This is a genomic window from Psychrobacillus antarcticus (genome assembly GCF_029533155.1).
Taxonomy (GTDB): domain Bacteria; phylum Bacillota; class Bacilli; order Bacillales_A; family Planococcaceae; genus Psychrobacillus; species Psychrobacillus antarcticus.
The window spans coordinates 165,074-190,250 of the sequence record NZ_JAIZDB010000001.1; the positions used below are offsets into that span (position 1 = coordinate 165,074).

Sequence of the window (25,177 nt, forward strand, 5' to 3'; positions counted from 1 at the left end):
CCTTTCCTTTTTAAAAATTATGTAGAGAATAGACCTTCCTTTTATAAACGAGTGTTCTTGCCTATTGTATTGTTTATGAAAAGTAAGTTAATTGTGATTTTTCTTGCACTATTTATTAACCAATTAGTAGTTAATACTATAGCATATTTAGCCTAGGAACCGGTCCTGTACTTTAACGTCCAAGGAATGCTTGCTAATATCTTTCTGAATATCAGTCAACACGTTGATTCAGGAGATACAATCATTGCATGAAAGTAATTAGAGGACTATGAAGAGTCCATACGTGAAACAGAATTACCGAAGACAAGGGAAGAATTTGAAATTAGAGCAAATCTATTTTATTTAAATTCCGAGATTAAGAACTGATAGTACTTTTATCAGATAAAACTTTTATGTTAACAATAGTTGACATTATGTTATGTTTACCTTACATTTTAATTATTAGGAAGGAGTTAGGAGATGTTAAAAAATAAGGTCAAAGAATTACGAGCACGACATAGTTATTCTCAAATCCATTTAGCAGCTCTAACAGGGGTAACTAGACAAACGATTGGTTTTATTGAAAAAGGAGAATTTTCCCCATCCGTCACACTTGCCCTAAAATTATCCCAGCATTTGCAAGTAACCGTGGATGAATTATTTTGGTTAGAGGAGGAGAAAAATTAATGCAAAAAAAAGACATTAGAATGCAAGAGCCTTTATATACTAGCGCTTTTTTCACTTTATTTATTGGTTCGATTTTAGGACTTGCCTATACATTTAGATATTTTGATATTGAAATGCAAAACAGGATCATACTCGGTCTAGAAAAACTAAATATTATTCCATTCATTATCGCTATTGTTTGCGTAATTCTTGCTATCATTTTATGCGTAATTTATGTGCTGAAGATCAAAAAGCATAATTTCGAAAATCCTACTAAAAAAATGAAAGCCTTTACCGCTTTTACTTTAAATGAATTTAATGATGATGATGAATTTTTTAATAAAGCAACAAATGCTGCAACACGTATTGGTTATCTCTTTTTTGTAAATGCTATGAGTGTCCTTCTTGTACTTTTACTATTCCAATTTCCTCATTATGTTTACATGGTTATCATACTTGGCATTTGTATCATTCAAAATTTAGTATATTATTCACGTATGAAAAAATATTATCAATAACGTTCAGAATCTATAGTAAAATCGAATGCCACTCCAATTTTGTTTGGAGTGGCATTTTCCTCATAAACCTCATTTACTTATGGTACGGTTCTCCGTAACTAAGTAAGTGCGGTTTTTTCTACAACCTTTAATAAAAGTTAAAAATTCTAACCTTTATTTCTTTCTAATAATTGCTCAATTTTATGATCTGCTTTTAGTAATACATGTTTTATTTGTTTAATGTTATTTTCCCTTTGTACCATTAGGACATATTTTTTTTGAAATATCTCTTTTATTTGAAGGACGTTTTGAATTTCTTCTTGTGTTAATATTTTATTATGATCCGTATTTTTCGACCAATCAAAAAGGATATTAATTTCCAATAGTGAAAATCCAGTTTGTTTAAGTTTAATGATGGTTTCAATTAAAAGGATGTCATTATTGTTATAGTCACTATGTTTGTTAATAATTTCTGGATGTAATAAACCTATCTTTTCATAGTATCGAATAGAATCTTTACTAATACGGGTACGCTCTGCAAATTCTCCAATTTTCACCACTAACACCTACTATTTTATAAATTTATAAACCATTAGAACGATTATACTATGGAAAATGAAACGAATGATATGATGGCTGTACTTAATGCGACCATTTGTTACTATCCCTTGAGACATTGTTAATGTATGTAACAAGATAAATGCGAGAATTAGTAATACAAATTGCAAGTCTTTACTTGGAATAAATAAGATTACGATTATACCTATTGATACACTAACAAATATTAAGGCTCTTACATGATATCCTACCCCTTTCCATTGTTTAATACCTGCTATTCCCGTTAAAAATGCATATAACCCAATCAGTATATACGTCACACTAGCCATTTAGATCACTCCATTCTTTTAATATATTTACTTTAAAAGATGGAGTTAACTCCATGTCAATAAATAAAAAACAGCCTACTTTAATTCGTAGACTGTTTCATGTAATTCATAAACCGCACTTACTTATGGTACGGTTCGCCCTTCATAATCCGGAATGCACGGTAAATCTGCTCCACCAACACTAGCTTCATCAACTGGTGGGGCAAGGTCATTTTACTAAAAGAAAGCTTTTCGTCTGAACGTTTCATGACATCCTCATGGAGACCTAAAGATCCGCCAATGACAAACGTAATTTTACTTCTACCATAGGTCATGAGGGATTCGATATCACCAGCTAGCTGCTCCGACGTTTTCATCTTTCCTTCAATTGCTAGAGCAATAACGTATGTGTCCGCTCCTATCTTCGCTAGGATTCGGTCACTTTCTTTTTTCTTAACAATTTCCATATCAGCCTCACTTAGATTTTCGGGCGCTTTTTCATCAGCCACTTCCACTAAATCTATTTTGGCATATGCTCCTAGTCGCTTTGTATATTCTTCTATTCCCATTTTCAGATACTTTTCTTTTAATTTCCCTACTGATACAATTTGTATATTCACAGGTTATCCACCTTCACATATCATTTACAAACAAGTTATACACATAGTTTATCCACATATCCACAACAGTTATCTACATCTTGTGTTTCAATTTTCTTTAGCTACAATATATAATGCGTGACTTTCACAGTAGGAACAAATTGTGGATAACTTTTCTTCGTCCTTTAATTCCTCTAACAAGGGAAATGTTTTCTCTTCTGCTACAAACATGTCCAAAGCGTGATTTATATGGTTTTCGCAACTGAATATTCTCATTTTTATCTCTCCTTTCGTTGTCGGAATACTTTTAATAGTTATACACAAATCATCCGTTGTTATCCACAACCTATTTTACCAAACAAAAAACGAGTAGGAAAGACAAGCTTTTCTTTTCCTACTCGTTGTGTAAATTTCTTATTTACATTAATAAGTTATCCACATGTTTATAATTCAGTTGTTTCCTTTAAAAGCATCGTTAACTCGACTAATTCTCCCTGTCTGTATACTTTCACTTTTAGTTCGTCCCCAGTTTCTTTTTCATTGTATAGGTGTTTACGTAACTCAATTGTATTTTCTACTTTTTCTCCATCCATTTCTACAATGACATCATATGTTTTCATCCCCGCCAATGCTGCTGGAGTTCCTTCCACTACTTGGTCAACTACTACACCAGTTGTAACTTCCCCTGGTAATTTTAAAGTTTCTTTTTGATGAATCGCAGGTACATTCGTCAAATCTATAAGCGTGATTCCCATGGATGGACGATTAACTTTTCCATTTTGCTCTAAATCTTCAATGATAGGAATAGCGGTATTCACTGGAATAGCAAGACCCATTCCCTCTACTGTCGATTCAGAAATCTTCATCGAGTTAATACCGATGAGCTGTCCCGCTAAGTTAATCAATGCTCCTCCACTGTTACCTGGGTTAATCGCTGCATCTGTTTGTAAAACCTCTGCCTGCCAATCCTCTATTCCATCTCCGTTTAAATCGACTGGTACGGCACGATCCTTACCAGACACCACTCCAGTTGTAACAGAACCATAAAAATCGAGTCCTAAAGGATTCCCAATAGCAATAACCGTTTCCCCTTGTTTTAATGCATCGGAGTCACCAAATTCTATAACCGCTTCAACACCAGTATCGTCAATGGCAAGAACAGCTAAATCTGTCCAAATATCCTCTCCGACGACCTTTGCTTCTGCTTTCGATCCATCTGCTAATGTTACTTCTACAGACTGGGCACCTTCAATAACGTGATAATTCGTAATAACATAAGCTTTACCGTCTTCTTTTTTATATATCACACCTGATCCTGTGCCAGCATTCTGTGTAGCTTCTGATTGACTCCAAAAGTTTGTAACTGATTGAATATTTGATATCCCAACCACAGCGCTTGAAGCCTTTTCTACTGCATCTGTTACATCTGTAGTGACCTCTACTGAGAGCTGTTGAGTTTGTTGGGCATTTTTAATCGATTTAGTTTCACTGTCTGATGGTAGGTTAGTCACTACGGAAGGTATTAAAAACCATACGAGTAATGCACCAACAAGTACACCTGCAAGCCCACTAAAGAAATAGCTAGCAACGCCTCGTTTTTTTCCATTTCTTTTTTTCGGTTCCATTGGTGGTTGTTCGTTTGGTAATTGTGGTCCATAAGGGTTATTTATATCCATCTTTCTCTTCCTCTCTTTTATTAATATATCTCTACTTACAATGTACCCATTCCACATTAAAATAAGATGAAAATCACTTGAAAAATAAATAAAAGTTCCAAATACTACATTCATAGTAATTGGAACCTCGATTTATACAATGGAAAGTATGTGCTTTTACTCATTTTCTGGCTAGCTCTTGCGCTTTTCTTACACAAGAACTAGCTCTGTTGGTTTATCGGCATCCGTGTCATGTAGATGCACATATTCTCCTACAATCACACCACAGGATTGAAGTGTTTGTGAAACACTCATACGAGCAAGATCTTTCATATTATTATCTTTACTTAAATGGGACAAATAGATATTTGTATTTTTCAGATCAACCACTTCACTCATAGCAACTGCAGCATCCTCATTGGAGACATGTCCTACATCGCTTAATATTCTTCGTTTAATTGACCAAGGATAGCGCCCCATCTGTAGCATGCTAACATCGTGATTACTTTCAAAGACAAAGGAGTCGGCTCCTTTAATATGCCCTTTCATTCGATCACTCACATATCCAGTATCGGTTATTAAAACAAGTTTCTTACCGTTTTCATGAAAAATATAAAACATCGGGTCAGCTGCATCATGAGATACTGCGAAAGATTGGATATCAATGGAGCCGAATTTTTTTACGGTTTCCATATCAAATAGAAATCGTTGGTCTAATGGAACTTTACCGATGAGTGGATCCATTTCTGACCAGGTTTTTTCATTTGCAAAAATGGGAACGCCATACTTTCTAGCTAAGACACCTAGCCCTTTAATATGATCGCTATGCTCATGTGTAACAAAAATCCCTGACAGTTTTTTAATATCTCGATCAATCTCCTGAAATAATTGATCCATTTTTTTACCACTTAAACCGACATCAACTAAAAAGGAATGTTCTTCATTTTCCACATAAATAGCATTACCACTACTACCACTCGCTAATACACTGAACTTCATTTTTAAAACTCCTTATTCCACTACTGTTTGTTCCGTCTCTTTTTGTATCTCAGTTACTCTACCTTCTACTGCATTTACAAAGTGTTCCTCAGTTGTCCCGTCGATTAATTCTACAAAAATATGCCATGTTGGTGCAAAAACTTGTGTTCCTGTTACCTGAGCTAATGTGGAATATCCCAGCTCAATTTCCTTAATGGCAGAGTCTGGTTTTAACAGCGAATTATCATACAGTATATTTATCACCTGCATATGTGGCAATAATTTTTGAGACACATCGTAATTCTCTAAGTCGTCCAGTATAGTCTGTTCATAACCAATAAGCTCATTTTCCTCATTCCAGTGAACAATTAGTTTCGCATTTGTATTATAGTAAACGAGTCGTTTATTTACTTGTTGGAATAATATAGCTGTTTTATTTTCTTCATCTATTTTCCACAGGCCATAAGATGAGCCTCTTATCACTTGCTCATGTACTATTTTTTCTAGCGTATTTTCGTCCGTTATTTTTATAGGTTTTTCAAACGTGCTAACTAGTTTATCGCTAATAGATATTTCTACAGTTTGATTGTTCAATTCTTCTATTTCTTCTTGACTAAAATTATGGACGTTACCTGAAACATAAGCAGCCTCTTTAATCTCGTTATCTTTCTCCAAAACTTTTATATTATCTAGAATAAGCTTTTCGGCGATAGGTGTATTATTGGGTTTATCTATTAGTTGAGATTCACTATATCGATTCGAATATAGGGAAAGTAAGAATACATTTAAAATAGAAAATACAATAATAAATATAGTTTTTGTTTTATTCCAATCCAAATTTTGCACCTCCTAATAATTCCGGAGATACGCGAACCCAACTTCCGCTCTCTAAGTAATACCAACACGGCTCCAGATTAAATAAGAATTGGTCGTCATCTCGTGATAAATAATACCCCATGAGAACATCGTCAATAGAATTCATATTAGTATCTGTTGAAGTAGAAAGAAAATCATAAATTGACTGCCCTGAAGCTAATTGTACTTCCTGTGTTTTCAAACGATCAGCAACATGAATTGTATAAAGAGGTCGATAGTATCGATACACTCGCTCAAGTCCCCAATACTGCGAGATTTCTGTTAATGTATCCCTACTAAATACCGGTAAACCTGCAAAATACAATTGATAATTAATTTGTCGAGTTGCGGTGTTCATTCGAGAATAACGATAATCATCTGTCCAACCGTTATGCTCATTGACAAAATTCAAACTGTTTGTAATGAGGTCTACTGGATTCCCTGGATTTTCATTCTCCGAGGCGGGATGTACATAGTGTAAGCTTTTATAAGTAAAATTAACATTCATTAACGCACTATCATCTGTGAATTGTTGTTCACTCATGCTAACAGGGTTACTTCTCACTAGGCTAGGATTATTAAAGAGGGCATCTTTGAATTTATCTGATTCAATCTCTTTTATCCTATAAGTATAGCTTCCGATATTTTCTGGTATCGATGAAACGTACAACGATAATTTATTGTCTCTAACTATTTCATTATATACCTGCATTGTCTCTCCATATTCCACAATACGATTCGTAAACACTAATTTATCTGCTTTTTCTGCAGTTGCCTTATAGATCTTTTGCTGAGATGTACTTATAAAATACAGAGTCATGCTATCTGAGATATCTTCATTCCAGTCTATTATTAATCTATTAAAATAAGCATTTGGAAAATTGTCATCTGCAAAGTTTAAGATATTGCCTAATAATTCAACCGGTACCTCTGCTGCAAAAAAGAAACTTGCACGATTAGGAACCTTCACAAAATCATTTATTTGATCGGTATTTACTTTGTTACTAGCCAACTCAACCGTTTGAATTTCCCAGTTTTCCATATTTTTGAGCACATATTCTATTGGCTGGCTCGCAGAAGTACCCTTTATAGCGTCATCTTGGCTAATAATCATTCGATACGGTTTAATAACGTCTTCAAAGTTCTTTTTTTCAGCAATAGATATATCCACAATAGCTGCCTCATTTTTTTGAAGGACAGGAGAGTACGTCCAGATAGAAAAAGTTAAAGTAAAGCTGAGGAGAATAAGTAAAAGTAAAACAATTGATTTTACTTGCTCAATATATTTCACTCCCACTCACCTTCCTCATCCGTTAAAATATTCAATGTGAAGAAAATAGTCGTCCCTTGTCCTTCTTCGCTTTCTGCCCATATTCTACCACCATGTGCTTCAATCATTTCCCGGGCAATTGCTAAGCCTAGACCCGTTCCTCCCATAGATCTTGCCCGTGCTCGATCTACTCTATAGAAACGATCAAAGACTCGATCGACATTCTCAGAAGGAATTCCCATACCATCATCAGATATCATTACTTTTAACATGGAGTCATTCATCACTACCCCAAATCGTATATTCCCACCATCTGGAGAATATTTAATCGCATTTGAAATGATATTATCTATTACCTGCGTTAACTTGTCTGTATCTATGTCCACATAATAGGCTTTATCGGAGAACATGCGTACAAAGGTAACATGATCAGATTTAGAAAGTTCAAATCTATCAATAATCCGGTTGAAGAATTGATTGAAATTTACAATCTCCCGATTTAAATCATAATCTCTACTATCCATCTTAGATAATTGGAGTAGGTCATTTACAAGTCGAATCATTCTTTGCGTTTCTGTTTGAGTTACTTGTAAAAAAGATGGTGCAATTTCTTCATCTTTCCATGCACCGTCAGCCAAAGCCTCCAAGTAACTACTCATCGTCGTAAGAGGTGTTCGTAGTTCATGAGAAACGTTTGCTACAAACTCTCTTCTTTCCATATCCACTTTTTCTTGCTCCGTATTATCATGTAATACGGAGATTAAACCGTTAACAAAACCAGTTTCTTTTTGAATAACAGAAAAATTGGCACGTAAAATAAACGGTCTTTCATTAGAACTTAAATCTAAATTAATCGCTTCTTTCAAATGTATTAAATCCTCAAATGAGTGGTCAGGATCTATTCCAAGTACTGATATAATAGGGCGATTTAATACCATTTCCCTAGGTATACGCAATAATCTAATTGCTGGATCGTTTATCAAGATAACTCTACCTTTACGGTCTGTAGCTATTACCCCATCAGTCATATTGGTTAAAACGGAGGCTAGTTTTCTACGCTCTGCTTCCGTAGTTGATTGAGCTTCCTGTAATCTATTCGTCAAATGATTAAAGGCAATTGCCAGCTGTCCGATTTCATCACTACCATATACTCGCACTTTTCTGGAAAAATTACCTTTTGCCATAGCTTGTGCTTGTCTTCTCATATCTGAAATAGGCCTTGTAATCGTTTGGGCAATTAGAATTCCTAATATGACTGTAATGACTAGTGCAACTGCTGTACCACCAGCAAGTATTTGATTTATTTCATTCATCTGACCAAAGATATTTTCAATATTAGACTCAATATATAATGTTCCAATTACTTCTCCCTTATAAATGATAGGAGTAGCTAATATCCATATTCTGTGAGTTTCTTCATCCAGCGATATGCTATCAAAATCATCTGCCGCAGTAATGGACTTTCGGACCAAATCATCCATGGATCGTTGTCCTACAATAGACTGATTATTCACATCAGAGGTTGCCAAAATTTGATACCGAGCATCGATAACACGTATTTCTTTAATGTCATACGAATTAAGATTAGACAAAATAGAACGTAAACTTTGTTCTTTTGTTTGGTCTTCTTCGCCTCTTATTTTTATTAGTTCTTCTCGCGCACTATACTCTAACAGGCTAACACGGTCAGTTATAGAGTCTTGAAAGTTAGATTTTAACGTCTTTTCTAGTTCACGAACAAAATATAATCCAATTATTTGCATCGCAATAATGATAAGTAATACATAAATCAGCACAATTTTTACGTGAATTGATTTAAAGTATCCAACTTTTTGCATTTACTTCTACTCCTACTCCTGTTCAGGACTTCGTAAATAGTACCCTACACCTCTTCTAGTAACGATCCACGTTGGATGACTTGGGCTGTCTTCAATTTTCTCACGTAAGCGACGAATTGTTACATCCACTGTTCGTACATCCCCAAAATAGTCATAGCCCCATACTGTTTGTAATAAATGTTCACGAGTCATCACTTGTCCTATATGTTTTGCTAAGTAATGCAATAGCTCAAATTCTCGATGCGTAAGCTCAATTTTTTGGTCCCTCTTTATCACAAGATAAGCATCCGGCTGAATAGTTAGTGGACCAATAACAATTTCATTTGTCACTATTTCTGCATCTTCTTGAATAGTTTGGTGTCTACGCATATTTGCTTTTACTCGAGCAATTAATTCTCTAGTGCTAAATGGTTTTGTTACATAATCATCAGCACCGAGCTCTAGACCAAGTACTTTATCTATCTCTGAATCTTTTGCTGTTAGCATGATAATAGGAAAATCATATTTTTTCCGAATTTCTCTACAAACTTCCATTCCATCTTTGTTAGGAAGCATTATATCTAATAACATTAAATCCGGTTGATCTTCTTCCACCTTTTTTAATGCCTCATCCCCATCATAGGCACAAACTACTTGGTATCCTTCTTTTTTTAAGTTAAATTGCAGTATATCTGCAATCGGCTTTTCATCATCTACAACTAATATTTTTTTACTCATATTTAGTCCCCCTAATTATCGTATTCTATATTAAACTCAATTGAATTATTTTTAACAATAAGTATATCTACTTTAACATTGTTTTGGGCTCCATGCATCTCTAAGTAAGAACGACCCCATAATTCGACCCACTTTGTCGAATTATTTCCCAGGAAATTTTAGAGAAAAAAAACCAGGCAAAAAAACGCCCGGTCCTTTAGGATTTAGACCTGTTTCTACTGTTTTCGAAGGGCTTTGGACAGACTTATTACTATATAATTACCGTTGGATTTTTTAAAGATGCTGGTCGTGACTGAAGTCACGACCAGCATCTTTTTTTCTCGGTAATCATATGGCTATTGACTGTCCGTCGCCCTTCTACAACTTTTAGAAACGGGTTAGTTCATTTTTGGGGTAACTTAGAGAAAAGATACTATCCTAATAATTAAGGATAGATGATGACAGTCTAAGTACGCGACATCGTGGTGCTCCTGCGCAAAGCTCGTCGCAAAATAAAAAAACATTTCGCAACGACTGCCTGACCCGCATCGTGCGGGCCTGAAGATGCAATTTCGTTCGCTATTTCGCTTCTTTATTGGGTAGACACTTATTATTTTTCTTTTTTTCCACTTTTGTGACCAACATCCTGTTGGCCCGTGGGCACGGCTTCAATCTCCTCGTCACTACGAAAACATATGCTCCTGCGGTTACTCGTCGCAAAGACGTTGCCACACGATGTGGCGCTCTTAACCTTTGTACTCCACTGAAACGCAAATCAGTAGTATCAATCATTCTTAATAGCCCTGTAAAACTGGTGTTCATGCTGTATTTTTATATACTTTCTTATCTTTTAAAAAAAGACAGTCAATATAGCGACTGTCTCTTAATATTATTTGTTTAATACAGTTAAAGGATTAATCGTTACTCCATTTTTCTCCACTTCAAAATGTAAATGTGTTCCAGTAGAACGACCTGTACTTCCCATAACACCGATTTTAGTACCTGTAGGAACTACTTCCCCTACTTTAGCTGTAATAGAAGATAGATGTGCATATGTTGTTTTGTAGCCATTTTGATGATCGATGATTATACGGTTTCCGTATGTTCCATCCCAACCAGCTGCAACTACTATTCCATTATCAGTTGCTTTTATCGTAAAGCCACTCGGTCGTGCAATGTCGATACCTTCATGTTGACGTCCCCAACGATATCCCATTTTACTAGAAATATATCCTCCTTCAGCTGGCCAAGCAAATGCACCGGATCCTCTTGAAGGAATTACTTTCGTGCCTTTTAACACAATATGATCTTTTGGTTCTACAAGAATTGTTTCATCGACCATAGATTCGCCAACTTGTACACCATTTTCTTTGCGAATTAAGTAAGTTGCCATCTTTTGACCATCAGAACCTTCTTGTAATACCTTTGTATCGCCTTTATACATATCTTCTGTATCTTCTACTTTTTTCATATGTTTAATGGCCTCTAGAGCTTTTTTCTCATACTGTACTTCTATATTAATAAGTGGTTTAAGAATTGTTACATTTAACTCTTGACCTATTTGTAATACAGTAGAATCAGTTATTCCAGGATTAAGTGCCATTAGTTCGGAAGATGTTAGATTATGCTCACTAGCAATAGTTCCTAATACATCGCCTTCCCCCACTGCATATACCTCATTTTCTAATGTTCCTTCTAAAAGTAGCTTCACAGCATCATCTGGTGAAACAATCTGACTAGGGTCTGTTGCTACAGTAACTCCTGATACTTTTTCTTTTAAAATTATATTAGCAATACGAGTTTCATTTTCTTTTAATTCGGGTAAAGATCCACTAGTATTATTTCTAGCTTCCAGTGTATTCAACTCTTCTTCTGAAACAAAATGTAATTTTAGTTTTCTTAGTGCTTCATTGTAAGCATCTAAGTCTTTGACATAGACTGCCATCTCGTCATTGATTGATAACGCAAATGCCTTTGCTTCTACTTCTATTAAGCTATCTAGCTTTTGAAGAGTAGTCTCATCATTTGTAGTGGGAGTAAATACTTGTTCTGGAACTACCGATAAATTAGATCCAGCAATCAAAGTCATATCTCTAAACTGGGAGCTAGATTCTTCAACTTTTTTATTGAGCATTGATTGTAATTTGGTTTGATCCGAAATGGCCCCTACATATTGACCATCCGTGTATATATGGTATATTTCTATTAATGCATTGCTTTCACTTTCTTTTGCAAAAGCCATATTAATAGAAATACTTGAGATAAGTAAAACTGATACGGCTGCTTTTTTCACCATATTTGACTTTCCGTTTGAAAGAACATTCAGTTTTGATACCTTTTGTTCCTCATTCTTACTTTTCAAAAACATGATAAAGCCCCTTCCACTCTATATGTAAACTCTTCAATCATTTCACGCTACTCTAATTTAACATATTTGAAATGAGGATGTATTGATTTATAAGCGGTTGTAAAGAAACTGTAGTATTGGTTCCATATATTACATTAATTTTACATTTTTTATAAGTTTTTAGTTCTTTATACTTAATATATTATTCTTTATTTATTAGTTTTCTCCAAAATATTCATATATTATACATAAAACAATAGATTTTATTGTTATATTTGTCATAATAGAAGTTTCATATAATAGAAATTTCTCAAGGTTTTACATGAATAGACAAAAAACCGTCATAAAGCATATGCTATATGACGGTTTTTTCGCTTATTATTTCCAAACACTTGTAATGATATTTGTTTGGGTACGATCTGGCCCAACTGAGAAAATGGAAATTTGTACACCTGTAAGTTGAGAAATCCGCTCTAAGTAATGACGCGCTGTTTCAGGAAGTTCATCTAGTGATTTACATTTAGTAATATCTTCACTCCAACCTTGCATTTCTTCATAAACTGGTTCACATTCACTTAAAATACGAAGGTTCGCTGGGTATTCTGTAATTAATTCACCTTTATATTTATAGGCAGTACATAATTTCACTTTATCTAATCCAGTTAATACATCAATTGAGTTAACCGTCAAATCAGTTAGTCCACTTACGCGACGAGCATGTCTAATTACTACTGTATCAAACCAACCAATACGACGTGGTCTGCCCGTAGTTGTCCCATATTCTTTCCCAACTTCACGGATTTGATTTCCTATGTCATCAAATAATTCAGTTGGGAAAGGACCATCACCTACACGTGATGTATATGCTTTGCAAACACCTACTACATGGGTAATCTTTGTTGGTCCAACTCCTGCACCAATTGTTACTCCACCAGCTACTGGATTCGAAGACGTTACAAATGGATAAGTACCTTGATCTATATCCAACATAACACCTTGTGCACCTTCAAATAATACACGACGGCCATCGTCTAATGCGTCGTTTAATACTTTAGAAGTATCCGTAACATACTTGGCAATCTCTTGTCCGTAGCCATAGAATTCTTCTAAAATTTCTTCTAAAGTATATCCTGTTGTTTCGTAAAACTTCTCAAACATTCTATTTTTTTCTTTTAAATTTAGTTCTAATTTTTCTTTAAATACTTCGTAGTCCAGAAGGTCAGCAATACGAATTCCAACACGTGCAGCTTTGTCCATATAAGCTGGTCCAATGCCTTTACCCGTCGTACCTATTTTATTTACTCCTCTGCGGGCTTCTTCCAGTTCGTCTTGTTTTAGATGATAAGGGAGAATAACATGCGCACGATTTGAAATACGTAAGTTTTCAGTTGTTACTCCGCGATTATGCAATCCTTTCAGCTCTTTTACAAGTGCTCTTGGATCCACAACCATTCCATTTCCTATAACAGAAATTTTATCTTTATAGAAAATCCCTGAAGGAATCAAGTGAAGCTTGTAAGTTTCTCCTCCGAAAATAATAGTGTGACCTGCATTATTACCACCTTGGTAACGTGCTATTACTTCTGAGTTTTCAGATAGAAAGTCTGTGATTTTCCCTTTACCTTCGTCTCCCCATTGTGTTCCAACTACTACTACTGATGGCATTTGCCAGCACCTCCGTCAGACATTTTGCATGTCCTGATTCAATCAGTGCTATTGTACCAAATTTAAAAGTACTTAGTCAACTGATTTAACACAAAAACACGAACGTGAAATGAATTAAAACATTTATCGTTCGTGTTTATTGACAAAAATATTTGATTTTAACTATTTTTATAAAGTATTTCCATCAAACAACATTGCTCTTACACTATTCTGGTTACGCTGGAGGTGCTTGGTGTTGACTCCAGTCGATATTAACAAACTTATTGAATTCTTTCACGAACGCCAATGTAACAGTTCCAGTAGGACCATTACGTTGTTTTGCAATAATAATTTCAATCATGTTCTGATTTTCTGTTTCTTTATCGTAATAATCCTCACGATACAGGAAGGATACAATGTCCGCATCCTGCTCAATAGAACCAGATTCACGTAAGTCAGACATCATCGGTCGCTTATCTTGACGCTGCTCAACACCACGAGATAACTGAGACAAGGCTATTACTGGAACCTGCAATTCACGAGCTAAACCTTTTAAAGACCGTGAAATTTCCGAAACCTCTTGTTGACGGTTTGCTTGGCTTCCTCCACTACCTTGGATTAACTGTAAATAATCAATCATAATCATTCCAAGACCATGCTCTTGTTTCAATCGACGACATTTTGCACGAATTTCATTTACTCGAATACCGGGAGTATCATCAATATAAATTCCAGCATTTGAAAGACTTCCCATTGCCATTGTAAGTTTACGCCAATCTTCGGTTGTTAATGCCCCCGTACGAAGTACCTGAGCATCTATATTCCCTTCTGCACAAAGCATACGCATAACTAACTGTTCGGCACCCATCTCTAAACTAAAGATTGCTACATTTTCATCTGTTTTAGTCGCTACATTTTGGGCCACATTCAGAGCAAATGCTGTTTTCCCTACAGATGGACGAGCAGCTACAATTATCAAATCATTTCGTTGGAATCCGGCTGTAATTCGGTCTAAATCACGGAATCCTGTCGGTATACCGGTTACATCGCCTTTTCTCGTATGAAGTTTTTCTATATTATCGTAAGTATCTACTAATACGTCTTTAATATGCTCAAAGTCTCCCGCATTTTTTCGGCTTGCGACTTCCATCATTTTACGTTCTGCTTCTGCTAATAAGGCTTCTACTTCATCTTCCCTAGTAAAACCATCTTCTACTATACCGGTAGCTACACGGATTAAACGGCGCAAAATAGATTTTTCTTCTACAATCTTGGCGTAGTATGCTATATTGGCTGCGGTTGGAACTGCATTAGCAATTTCACTAATATATGAAATTCCACCCACATCTTCTAACTCTTTCTTTGCAGAAAGTTCTTCCGTCACGGTTACAACATCGATTGCCTTACCTTTATCGCTTAAATGAAGCATCGTCTGGAAAATTTTCTGATGTGCTACACGATAAAAATCTTCCGCTAGTAAAATCTCTCCAGCAGTAATTAATGCCTGTGGTTCTAAAAATATTGCTCCAATAACAGATTGTTCGGCTTCTTGGTTATGCGGCGGTACACGGTCCAACATTGGATCGCTCATTTACCTCTCTCCTTACGCTTCTTCTGCAACAAGAACTTTTAATGTAGCCACTACTTCATGATGAAGTTTTACAGGGACGTTTGTATATCCTAATGCTCTAATTGCATCATCTAGTTCCATTTTGCGTTTATCTAATTTAATACCATATGATTTTTCTAATTGAGAGGCAATTTGTTTCGTAGTAATTGAACCAAATAGTCGACCATCATTCCCAGACTTTGCTTTTAACTCAACTGTTAATTGCTCTAATGTTTCTTTTAAATTTTTTGCATCTGCTAACTCTTGAGCCGCTTCTTTTTCTGATTTTTTCTTTTGCCCTTCAAGAGCACTTAATGCTGCTGCATTTACTTCTACCGCAAATTTATTTTTAAGTAAAAAGTTATGTGCATAACCATCCGCAACATTTTTGACCTCGCCTTTTTTTCCTTTACCCTTTACATCTTTTAAGAATACTACTTTCATTCTTCATTTCCTCCTTCGATTGTATCTATAATTGCATTTTTTAGAAGTAATATTGCTTCGTCTATAGAGGTATCTTCCAATTGACAGGCGGCATTAGTTAAATGCCCTCCACCATTTAGTTTTTCCATAATAACTTGAACATTGATATCACCTAATGATCGAGCACTAATTCCTAACGTAGATTCACTTTTACGTCCTATTACAAAAGAAGCTGTAACATTATTCATGGTCAATAAGATATCCGCCGTTTGGGCAAGTAATACCTGACTATAAGAGACATTTTCCATGCCGTGGGCAATAGCAACTCCTTCTCGAAAGAATTCTACGCTCTGAACGATTTTAGAACGTTCTATATAGGTATCAATGTCTTCCTTCAACATACGTTGAACTAGAATGGTATCTGCACCATGCGTACGCAGGTAGGATGCGGCTTCAAATGTTCTTGCTCCTGTACGAAGCGTAAAGCTTTTCGTATCTACGATAATACCTGCTAACATTGATGTTGCTTCTAACATAGATAACTTCTCATTTTTCGGTTGATATTCAATTAGTTCAGTTACCAACTCTGAAGTAGAGGATGCGTAAGGTTCCATATAAACAAGCATCGTATTGGAGATAAATTCTTCCCCACGTCGATGATGATCAATCACAACGACCTTCTCAGCTTTTTGAAGAAGCTTTTCATCAATAACTAAGCTTGGTTTATGTGTATCTACAACAACTAATAACGTTTTATCTGTAATTTTGCTTATCGCCTCTTCTGGGCTTATAAAACGATTATATAGTTCTGGTTGTTGCTTTATCTCATCCATTAGGCGAGTCACGCTATTGTCTAACTCATTAGTATCCAATACAACGTAACCCTCTACTTTGTTCATCCCAACCATTTTTCTTACCCCAACAGCTGATCCGATTGCATCCATATCTGGCATTCTATGTCCCATAACAAATACCTGGTCACTATCCTGTATTAAATCTCTTAGCGCATGAGAAATAACTCTAGCTCTTACACGCGTCCGTTTTTCTACTGGGCTTGTTTTCCCACCGTAGAACTTTACTTTTCCACTCGGATGCTTGATGGCTACTTGATCTCCACCACGTCCTAAAACTAAGTCTAAACTAGACTGTGCTAGTTCCCCAAGTTCAACTAAGGACGTAGAACCTGCACCAACACCAACGCTTAAAGTGAGGGAAAATCCAAATTTAGCAGTAGTTTCTCTTATATCATCCAATATGGAAAACTTACTTTTTTCTATTTCTACTAAGATGGACTCATTAAAAACGGCTAAAAAACGATCAGAAGAAATTCGTTTTACATAGATACCGTATTTTGCTCCCCATTCGTTCACACACGAAGTAACAATACTATTAAGCCTTCCTCTTGTTTGATCGTCCATTCCCTGTGATATTTCATCGTAATTATCTATAAACAGTACACCAATTACAGTTCGATCCCCATAATATAGCGATTCCATTTCGACTTGTTCTGTTATATCAAAGAAATATAGAAGCTTTTCTTCTGCTTTATAAAATACTTTATAATTCTTTTCATCTAAAGAAATGACCATTTCTTTGGATTCTTCTTGTTTCTTAAGTTGTTGAAAATCTTTTGAGATAGAAAGAAGTTCCTCACCAATAATAGTATCGAATGGAAGCTGCTGCGTCATATATGGATTTGCCCACTCGATAATATACTGATCATTTATGAGCAGTATCCCGATTGGCATTTCTAATAAGGCTTCTTCCCCTACCTTTTTCATCCGGTAGGAAAGAGTTTCGATATGTTTTTCTGTCTCTTCGTATACACGTTGTTCAATTATCCACGCATAGCTGAATACACCAATTACCATTAGAGCGAATAATAATCCAACCAATACGTTGGTAGACAGTAATAAATAAGTTGCAACCCCACTAAGTAGTAAGAACAGTATGAGTGGATATCGAATTGGCCGTTTCCTAAAAAAAGATGCCACTTGATCAACTCCTTATTTTTTGTATCTGTCTTTAACAAATCCTCTTATATTAAATCCTAAATCTAATACCCCTACTATAATAGTAAACATATATAGTGGGACTGCCAAAAATGTTGCAAATATCATTGACCATTTTGGCCACCCTTTTACATCAAAGTAGTAGTGTATGAGAGAAATACCTTGTAAAAATAACAGTGCTCGTAATATTAAAGCAGCGTTTATAAATACTAAATAGCCAAACGTCCCTATTTCAAATGAAACAAACAATGAGAATATAGATACGACTAAATAATACCATAACACTACTTTTGGTAGTCTAAATTCCTTGAATTTAGGAAACTTGGGTACATCTAATTTTAATTTTCTTAATAAAGATAAATTAATGATTAAAAATATCCAAGCACTTATAAACACGGTACCAATATAATAGCTAGGCATAATAGACTCAATAAGCATGATGCTTTGTTTAACTAACTCGTCATAACCCTCAGGTAACTGTCCAAAGGAAGACATAATATTTCCCAGTTGTTCGTAGTATACTTCAATGGTTGTAATAAATTGCTTCAAAACATTCATATTAAAAAATAAAATGGATAATATGTATTGTACTGCAGTCATTAAAAGTAAAAACAGCCCAGTTGCCATAAACATATACAACTTAGACTGTTTAGTCCTAATTGAATCTCCAATGATAAAACCTAACGGAGCAACTAGCAATCCAAAAATCAATCCAAAAACTCCACCAATAATAAGAGAAAATAGAACCGCGATAATCGTAACAAATGCAGCTTGTTTTCTTTCAAACCTTGCACTATACCAAGCAAGAGGCAATGGCACAATAAATAAAGTGAATAACCCTAGTACGGGAACAAAAACAGATATTGCCAACAAGATAGCAAATAGTGCAATGATCATAAATCCATGTGTCAAATAACTCGTTTCATTTCTTTGCATTTAGGAACCTTCCTTTAATGTAATCATCCATTCATTGTAACAGATTATTTACAACAACTAAAATTCCACATCCTGTATTAAATGCGAAAGTGCCTAAGTCACCCTCGAATAGTGTTGGAAGTATGGTGTTAAAGCGTCCTTTTCCCTTTCTACAAGTTTGAAGTGACTTGAGGGGGACTTGAGGGGCTACGCGCTGTTGCTAGACAGATAATGAGTAAAAAGTCTATACTTTCGATATTTTAAAAAGAAAAAAAGACCGGTTTCCCGGTCTTTCAAATTTATACTTATCTCTCTTCAGTAGAGAATGGAAGTAAAGCCATGATACGAGATACTTTAATAGCTCGTGTTAACTTACGTTGGTACTTCGCACTAGTTCCTGTCACACGACGTGGAAGAATTTTTCCACGTTCTGACACGAATTTTTTCAACAAATCTACATCTTTATAATCGATGTGTACGATATTGTTTGATGTGAAGTAACAAACTTTACGGCGTCTTTTGCCTCCGCGACGAATTGCCATATTGAGTTGCCTCCTTTTCGATTAAAGTAAACATGCCAAGTAATTCTTTTTAGAATGGTAAGTCATCATCCGATACTTCGATTGGTCCACTACTATTAGAAAAAGGATCCTCATCTACACGTGTATAGTTTTGCTGATTTGTTGGTTGGTTTTGCTGATATGAAGGCGTTGAAGATTGCTGCTGTCCATTGCCACCAGATGATTGTCCACCTTGGTTACGCTCTCCAGAGCCGCTACGTGGTTCTAAAAACTGAACGCTGTCTGCAACAACGTCTGTCGTATAAACACGTTTTCCATCTTGTCCTTCATAACTACCCGTTTGAATGCGTCCTTCAACACCAGCTAAACTTCCTTTTTTCAAGAAGTTTGCTGTGTTTTCAGCTTGCTTTCTCCAAACGGTACAGTTGATAAAATCAGCTTCTCTTTCACCTTGTTGGTTGGAGAATGTACGATTTACAGCTAGTGTAAATCTTGCCATTGCAACACCACTTGGTGTATAGCGAAGTTCCGGATCTTTTGTTAGTCTTCCAACTAATACGACACGGTTAATCATCAGTAAACAACCTCCCTCGATCAGCTTTTTAAGTCAATTTTATTTTTTTGCTTTAACTTTAATATCGTCGATACGAACAGCAATGTGACGGATAATGTCTTCATTGATGTTAGCTAAACGTGTATACTCATCGATTGCTTTTGAATCAGCAGCGTTTACTTTAACGATTTGGTAGAAACCTTCACGCAAGTCATTGATTTCGTAAGCTAAGCGGCGTTTACCCCACTCTTTTGCTTCGATGATTTCTGCACCATTTGAAGTTAAGATTTCTTGGAAACGCTCTACTAAAGCTTTCTTCGCATCTTCTTCAATTGCTGGTTGAATAATGTACATTAATTCGTACTTTCTCATCTATTTACACCTCCCTATGGTCTTTGGCCGACTACTGAAAGTCGACAAGGAGCAAGTAATACTATTACTCACATCAATGAATTGTAACATAGTTTATCAAACGTATCAAGGCTGAATGTCATTTTTTTATTCAATCATGTATATTTATTTTAAATGGGAGGGTTATATGGAAGCAGCAATTGAGTAATGAACTAGAAAGGTTTGCCTGGGAAAATATTGGACTGTACTGTGGGATTATCAATAATAGGAATAATTCTTACTCCCGCTTTCCAACACTCGGTACTAGTAATGAACTTTTGTGATTACTAACCAAACACCTAACAAAACAAATGATCCTAACCAAAATTGAATTTCTTATCTATCTTTAAACCAGTAGGAAGAAATTAGAGCAGCAGTAACAGGTTGGTATATTGCAAGCTGGCATAGAAGCTCCATTGATTCAACGATATTCCTATAAACCGCTAACCAGAAAGTATAAAAATCAAACGAAAGAATGCAATGATACTTGGGTCAAATACATCAACCAAAATTGAACCGAAGATGAAATTGCTGCCCCAAGCAATGACACAAAAGAAAAGAATTAAATAGGTGAGATATAGCTTATTCATGAAGTATATATATCCTCCCTTTCTATTAAAATGAATATGAAAAAGAGAAAGAGTTAGTACTCTTTCTCTCTACTTATCATACTAATTCACCTTTTACCATAACCAATCGCTTATTCGGTATTCTTGCAACGACTTCTGCTGAAGAAGCAGCTTCAAAAAATACAAAACTTGCATCATCCTGTATAGTTGGCCATATCTTTTGCCCTTTTTCATTTAAGGAAACGATGCCACCTGTTACCCATTTAAGCGAATTTCGTAGTGATTTTTCATCAATCTTACGAGTAAGTTCGCAAAAACGGGTAGCTTTTTCAAGTACATCCCCAGTACCATATGGACTCCAAGAATCATAAAAACCATCACATCCAAAATGGACCTTTACTCCATGCATATCTAACAAGTCAATGGGTGGTATTACTCGACCAAGATTGATTGGTATAGTAGACATGATTGCTACATCTTGTTCTGCTAAGCGTCTTGCTACTATTTCTTGTTGTGAAATCGGAATATCACCTAAACAGAAAGCATGGCTCAATGCTGTACGTCCTTGATAGTTGGCATCTTGCACGATATCAATCCATTTATCAGTCGTATAATAACCAACGAAGCCCCCATCATGTAAATGAATATCTACATCTGCATCAAACTCTGTAGCAATATCCATCACTTCATATAATGATTTTTCAATGGCGTTATCTATTCCTGCTGGATCTAATCCACCTACCATCGTAGCACCACTTCTCATTGCTTCACGCATTAAAGAAGGAACTGACTCCCTTAAAAGTCCGTGTTGTGGAAACGCAATAATATCAGCAGTTACTTTTCCTTTAAACGATTCTAGTGCTGCCTTTACACCCTCTAAATTTTTCAGTCCGATATATGGGTCGATATTCACATGTGTGCGAATATGAGTAGATCCTTTTGCTAGAAGGGTCTCGATCATTGTCGTTGCTCTTTGCTGAGCAGTACTAGCTAATACCGTCAACTCAGCAGCTTCAAGAGCTAAACGCTCCTTTAAATTTGCTACTGGTGTACAAGCTTTCCAATCGAGCGACATGTACGTTTTATCTAAATGATTATGCATTTCTTTAAACGGAGGAAGAGCTAACTTCCCCTTCATATCTAACACTTCTTGTCCAGAAGGAATATGCTCGCTAACTTCTAATTGTTCTACTATTTTACCATTTTTAATTTTAAGGTGAAATAGAGACGTTAGCGTTTCTACTGTACCATTTTCTAATTGTTTTTCACCAATTTCTAACCTCACATTAGAAAGCCATTTTACGTTACTCATTTTGTAACCTCCTTCGCTAAAAGATCCTCGTTTTTGTACGCTACTTTTCCATTTGAAATAACATGCGTAATTGGACGTCTTCTAGCAACTGCTTGAGCGGAACATACTGCATCAATTAGAAGAACATTTGCAAGGTTCCCTTTTTGAGGCCATACTTGGTCCCCGGCGTCACTTAGAGGCATAATTCCACCAGATGCATACTTCCAGATACGATTTAAAGAATACTCATCTATAAACTTGAATCTTTCTGCTAATATACTTAGTTTTTCAACTGTATTTCCTGTTCCAAAAGGAGACCAATGATCTGTTAAACTATCATGTCCTAAAGAAACTAGTACGCCATTTTCATGTAAATAAGGAATTGGAATTGTTGGACGATTAATTGGTACCGTAGAAGTAACATCAATCTTGGCTTCCGCAAGTACTGCTACAAGTTCTTCTAACTCTTTGCCATATAAATCACCTAATGCAATAGCATGACTAATCGTTACTTTTCCTACTTTATCTGCTTGTTTTGTAAGCTCTGCCAATTTGTAAAACTCAAAAGCACCTAAAGAGTTTGGATTATGAATATGAATGTCGATCCCTTTTCCTGATTCCACTGCAATATCCATTGTTGTGTTCAAGGAACGATCAATATCTCGGTCTATTACAGACGGGTCAACTCCACCAACTAAAGTTGCTCCCATTCGCATTGCATCGCGAATTAATGGTTCTACCTTTGAACGTAATAAGCCATGTTGCGGGAATGCAACAATATCAAATGTAACTTGTTCTTCAAACTTTTTAAAAGCTTCGTTTGTAATTTCGATATGCTTCGTCCCAATTTGTGGATCGACATTACAGTGTGACCGAATATGCGTGTGTCCCTGTGAAATTAGCCATTCAATCATATTTTCAGCACGTTGTTGAGCAAAAGGAAGCTGAGCTGGAAGTAATGTTTGCTCTTCTTCAATTCTAGTGAGTATTCCGTTTGTAATAGGTTTGCATGCTGTCCATGGCCCACTGAAATACGTTTTATCAACATGAATATGCATTTCTCTGAAAGAAGGCATTAACAATTTCCCATTTGCTTGTAATACATCGTGGCCTTCGCCTTCCAGAGAAATATCTTTACCTATATCAACTATTTTTCCATTTTCAATTAATACATCAAATAAATCTGTTTCTGTGCCAACTACGCGATTATTATCATAAGTAAATCCAGTTTCAAGCAGTGCATTTTTTATAAGAAGTGAATGCATATTCGAATACCTCCCAATTGGTTGAAAGAGACCATTCGAAAATAGTCTCTCTTCTACAACCTTTATTTTATAGTTACTTTGTTCAAAAGTAAGTAGTTAGAAGCGTCTAATTCAAAGTTATCAACGCTTGTATTATAAACAGCTAAATGTTCATAGTTTCTTATTGGAACATATACCGCTTCATCTATTTCAATTTGCATTGCTTCTTTATAGATTTCTTCTCGTTTAACAGGATCGATTTCCACTCTTCCTTGTTCAATCAATTTATCAATTACAGGGTTTTGATAATAGAAATGATTCCCCGGAGAACCAATAGATGCTGAATGGAACAAATTGTACTGATTGTAATCCCCATCCCCCGTGGCATTACCCCAACCTCCGATAAACATTTGGTGGTCACCACTATCCACTTCTTGGATATAAGAACCGTATTCCATCACTTGAATTTCTACTTCCACTCCAATTCCTTTGAGTTGGGATTGGATAACTTCCGCCATATTAATGCGTTCTTTTCGGTCACTCGTTAAAAGCTTAATTTTTATACCATTATCGAATCCCGCCTCTTTCAACAAAGCTTTTGCTTTATTTACGTCGTACGAGTATGCTTTTACATCTTCGCTATAGCCAAAAACTTTAGGACTCATCGCTACATTTGCAAGCGTTCCTACATTATTATAAACACCGTCTATAATCGCTTCTCTTTCAATAGCATGGCTGACTGCCTGACGAACTTTCACGTTATCGAACGGTGCTTTCGTAGTATTAAATCCTACATATTCAACAGCTAACCCTTCTGTTCTAAAAAGTTTCATAGAATCCGAGTTTTCAATTCGCTCAATTTCTGTTACAGGCACTTGATCAGAAATATGTGCTTCGCCGCTTTCAATCATCGCAAGGCGTGTAACATCTTCTGGAACAACTTTAAATTGAACGCTATCTATCTTCACTTTCTCTCCCCAATATTCTTCGTTCTTATTTAACTTAATTTCTTGTCCTGATTTCCAGGAGTCAAATATAAATGGTCCAGTACCTACTGGATGCGTCGCTAATTGTTCTGGCGTTTCTTTTATAGATTTTGGACTTATAATGCTGCCTTCATTACTTGCTAAAATAGAAAGTAATGGAGCATATGGTTCAGACAATTTAATGATGACATGTGTATCATCTTTCACCACTACCTCTGAAATCATTCCTAATTTGTCTTTTTGTGGAGATCCTGTTGCTGGATCTAGTAGTCTGTCAAATGTTACTTTAACTGCCTCGGCGTTAAAAGGTGTTCCGTCGTGGAAGTTAATCCCTTCATTTAAAGTAAATTCCCAAGTTAAATCATCAATTGGTTCCCACTTTTTTGCCAATTTAGCTGTAATATTCATGTCTTTATCAAATGCTACGAGCGTTTCATACACTTTTCCATGCACTACATTAGCAGAAGGTATATCTGTAATGAAATGAGGATCTAGACCTGTAGCATCTGATAACCGGACAACTACTAAATTCCCACCACTTTTGTCTCCACTATCTGTTTTAGCTCCCCCTTTTTCACTTTCTCCTGTTGATCCTGTAGAACATGCTTGCAAAAATAACATCAAAATAGTTATAAATGCAAAAAATGGTATCCATTTTGCTTTTTTCATTAGCTTTTCTCCTCCAATATCTTATTTGTGTTTCTAATTTGAATTATAAAGAAAAATAATTGATGTTATTTTCAAAATATTTACTCGTTTTTTAAATTTTTTGAC

Annotated in this window: 24 protein-coding genes and 1 pseudogene; 3 read left to right on the plus strand and 22 right to left on the minus strand. The window is 35.7% G+C overall.

Annotated features, from left to right (window positions below):
- Positions 1 to 270: 270 nt before the first annotated feature.
- The 3 genes and pseudogenes from LDK52_RS20050 to LDK52_RS00875 form a co-directional block, all read left to right on the plus strand.
- A pseudogene (locus LDK52_RS20050) lies at positions 271 to 366 on the plus strand (hypothetical protein); the annotation flags it as partial.
- A gap of 93 nt (positions 367 to 459) precedes the next feature.
- Complete coding sequence (locus LDK52_RS00870; RefSeq protein ID WP_277584058.1) at positions 460 to 666, plus strand: helix-turn-helix transcriptional regulator; 207 nt, start codon at positions 460 to 462, stop codon at positions 664 to 666.
- A complete protein-coding gene (locus LDK52_RS00875; protein ID WP_277584059.1) occupies positions 666 to 1,163 on the plus strand; it encodes a hypothetical protein in 498 nt (165 codons plus the stop codon). The genes LDK52_RS00870 and LDK52_RS00875 overlap by 1 nt, the downstream gene beginning before the upstream one ends.
- A gap of 146 nt (positions 1,164 to 1,309) precedes the next feature.
- On the opposite strand, the gene LDK52_RS00880 is transcribed toward LDK52_RS00875, so the two are convergent.
- The 22 genes from LDK52_RS00880 to LDK52_RS00985 all read right to left on the minus strand — a co-directional run bounded on the left by LDK52_RS00880 (position 1,310) and on the right by LDK52_RS00985 (position 25,072).
- Positions 1,310 to 1,699 carry a MerR family transcriptional regulator gene (locus LDK52_RS00880; protein ID WP_277584060.1) on the minus strand — a complete coding sequence of 130 codons (390 nt, stop codon included), beginning with the start codon at positions 1,697 to 1,699 and terminating at the stop codon, positions 1,310 to 1,312.
- A gap of 12 nt (positions 1,700 to 1,711) precedes the next feature.
- Complete coding sequence (locus tag LDK52_RS00885) at positions 1,712 to 2,029, minus strand: hypothetical protein (RefSeq protein ID WP_277584061.1); 318 nt, start codon at positions 2,027 to 2,029, stop codon at positions 1,712 to 1,714.
- A gap of 119 nt (positions 2,030 to 2,148) precedes the next feature.
- Positions 2,149 to 2,628 (minus strand): 23S rRNA (pseudouridine(1915)-N(3))-methyltransferase RlmH, encoded by a 480-nt coding sequence (gene rlmH / locus LDK52_RS00890; protein ID WP_277584062.1) that lies wholly within the window; start codon positions 2,626 to 2,628, stop codon positions 2,149 to 2,151.
- Between the two features lie 87 nt (positions 2,629 to 2,715).
- On the minus strand, positions 2,716 to 2,883 hold the full coding sequence (locus LDK52_RS00895) for a CxxH/CxxC protein (protein WP_277584063.1): 168 nt from the start codon (positions 2,881 to 2,883) through the stop codon (positions 2,716 to 2,718).
- A gap of 167 nt (positions 2,884 to 3,050) precedes the next feature.
- Positions 3,051 to 4,283, minus strand: a complete 1,233-nt coding sequence (locus tag LDK52_RS00900; RefSeq protein WP_320415323.1) for a S1C family serine protease — start codon at positions 4,281 to 4,283, stop codon at positions 3,051 to 3,053.
- Between the two features lie 189 nt (positions 4,284 to 4,472).
- The gene (locus LDK52_RS00905) at positions 4,473 to 5,261 is read right to left on the minus strand and encodes an MBL fold metallo-hydrolase (protein ID WP_277584064.1); all 789 of its coding nucleotides are present in this window, start codon (positions 5,259 to 5,261) and stop codon (positions 4,473 to 4,475) included.
- Positions 5,262 to 5,273: 12 nt separating this feature from the next.
- The gene (locus LDK52_RS00910; RefSeq protein ID WP_277584065.1) at positions 5,274 to 6,077 is read right to left on the minus strand and encodes a two-component system regulatory protein YycI; all 804 of its coding nucleotides are present in this window, start codon (positions 6,075 to 6,077) and stop codon (positions 5,274 to 5,276) included.
- Positions 6,064 to 7,392, minus strand: a complete 1,329-nt coding sequence (locus tag LDK52_RS00915) for a YycH family regulatory protein (RefSeq protein WP_277584066.1) — start codon at positions 7,390 to 7,392, stop codon at positions 6,064 to 6,066. The genes LDK52_RS00910 and LDK52_RS00915 overlap by 14 nt, the downstream gene beginning before the upstream one ends.
- A complete protein-coding gene (gene walK, locus LDK52_RS00920) occupies positions 7,383 to 9,203 on the minus strand; it encodes a cell wall metabolism sensor histidine kinase WalK (protein WP_277584067.1) in 1,821 nt (606 codons plus the stop codon). The genes LDK52_RS00915 and walK overlap by 10 nt, the downstream gene beginning before the upstream one ends.
- 12 nt (positions 9,204 to 9,215) lie before the next feature.
- Positions 9,216 to 9,920 carry a response regulator YycF gene (gene yycF / locus LDK52_RS00925; RefSeq protein WP_277584068.1) on the minus strand — a complete coding sequence of 235 codons (705 nt, stop codon included), beginning with the start codon at positions 9,918 to 9,920 and terminating at the stop codon, positions 9,216 to 9,218.
- 868 nt (positions 9,921 to 10,788) lie between these two features.
- A complete protein-coding gene (locus LDK52_RS00930; RefSeq protein WP_277584069.1) occupies positions 10,789 to 12,267 on the minus strand; it encodes a M23 family metallopeptidase in 1,479 nt (492 codons plus the stop codon).
- Positions 12,268 to 12,624: 357 nt separating this feature from the next.
- Positions 12,625 to 13,911: an adenylosuccinate synthase gene (locus LDK52_RS00935; RefSeq protein ID WP_277584070.1), complete on the minus strand. Its 1,287-nt coding sequence runs from the start codon at positions 13,909 to 13,911 to the stop codon at positions 12,625 to 12,627.
- Between the two features lie 214 nt (positions 13,912 to 14,125).
- Complete coding sequence (gene dnaB / locus LDK52_RS00940) at positions 14,126 to 15,481, minus strand: replicative DNA helicase (RefSeq protein ID WP_277584071.1); 1,356 nt, start codon at positions 15,479 to 15,481, stop codon at positions 14,126 to 14,128.
- A 12-nt stretch (positions 15,482 to 15,493) separates the two neighbouring features.
- Positions 15,494 to 15,943 (minus strand): 50S ribosomal protein L9, encoded by a 450-nt coding sequence (gene rplI / locus LDK52_RS00945; RefSeq protein ID WP_277584072.1) that lies wholly within the window; start codon positions 15,941 to 15,943, stop codon positions 15,494 to 15,496.
- Positions 15,940 to 17,916 carry a DHH family phosphoesterase gene (locus LDK52_RS00950; RefSeq protein WP_277584073.1) on the minus strand — a complete coding sequence of 659 codons (1,977 nt, stop codon included), beginning with the start codon at positions 17,914 to 17,916 and terminating at the stop codon, positions 15,940 to 15,942. Before LDK52_RS00950 ends, rplI begins: the two co-directional genes overlap by 4 nt.
- A gap of 12 nt (positions 17,917 to 17,928) precedes the next feature.
- Positions 17,929 to 18,870: a YybS family protein gene (locus tag LDK52_RS00955; protein WP_277584074.1), complete on the minus strand. Its 942-nt coding sequence runs from the start codon at positions 18,868 to 18,870 to the stop codon at positions 17,929 to 17,931.
- 284 nt (positions 18,871 to 19,154) lie between these two features.
- Complete coding sequence (gene rpsR, locus LDK52_RS00960; protein WP_277584075.1) at positions 19,155 to 19,391, minus strand: 30S ribosomal protein S18; 237 nt, start codon at positions 19,389 to 19,391, stop codon at positions 19,155 to 19,157.
- A 49-nt stretch (positions 19,392 to 19,440) separates the two neighbouring features.
- Positions 19,441 to 19,944, minus strand: a complete 504-nt coding sequence (gene ssb / locus LDK52_RS00965) for a single-stranded DNA-binding protein (RefSeq protein WP_277584076.1) — start codon at positions 19,942 to 19,944, stop codon at positions 19,441 to 19,443.
- A gap of 39 nt (positions 19,945 to 19,983) precedes the next feature.
- Positions 19,984 to 20,295 (minus strand): 30S ribosomal protein S6, encoded by a 312-nt coding sequence (gene rpsF, locus LDK52_RS00970; RefSeq protein WP_277584077.1) that lies wholly within the window; start codon positions 20,293 to 20,295, stop codon positions 19,984 to 19,986.
- Positions 20,296 to 20,979: 684 nt separating this feature from the next.
- Positions 20,980 to 22,194, minus strand: coding sequence for an amidohydrolase (locus tag LDK52_RS00975; protein WP_277584078.1), 1,215 nt, complete (start codon positions 22,192 to 22,194; stop codon positions 20,980 to 20,982).
- The gene (locus LDK52_RS00980) at positions 22,191 to 23,438 is read right to left on the minus strand and encodes an amidohydrolase (RefSeq protein WP_277584079.1); all 1,248 of its coding nucleotides are present in this window, start codon (positions 23,436 to 23,438) and stop codon (positions 22,191 to 22,193) included. Before LDK52_RS00980 ends, LDK52_RS00975 begins: the two co-directional genes overlap by 4 nt.
- Positions 23,439 to 23,500: 62 nt before the next feature.
- On the minus strand, positions 23,501 to 25,072 hold the full coding sequence (locus LDK52_RS00985; protein ID WP_277584080.1) for a glutathione ABC transporter substrate-binding protein: 1,572 nt from the start codon (positions 25,070 to 25,072) through the stop codon (positions 23,501 to 23,503).
- Between the last annotated feature and the right edge of the window lie 105 nt (positions 25,073 to 25,177).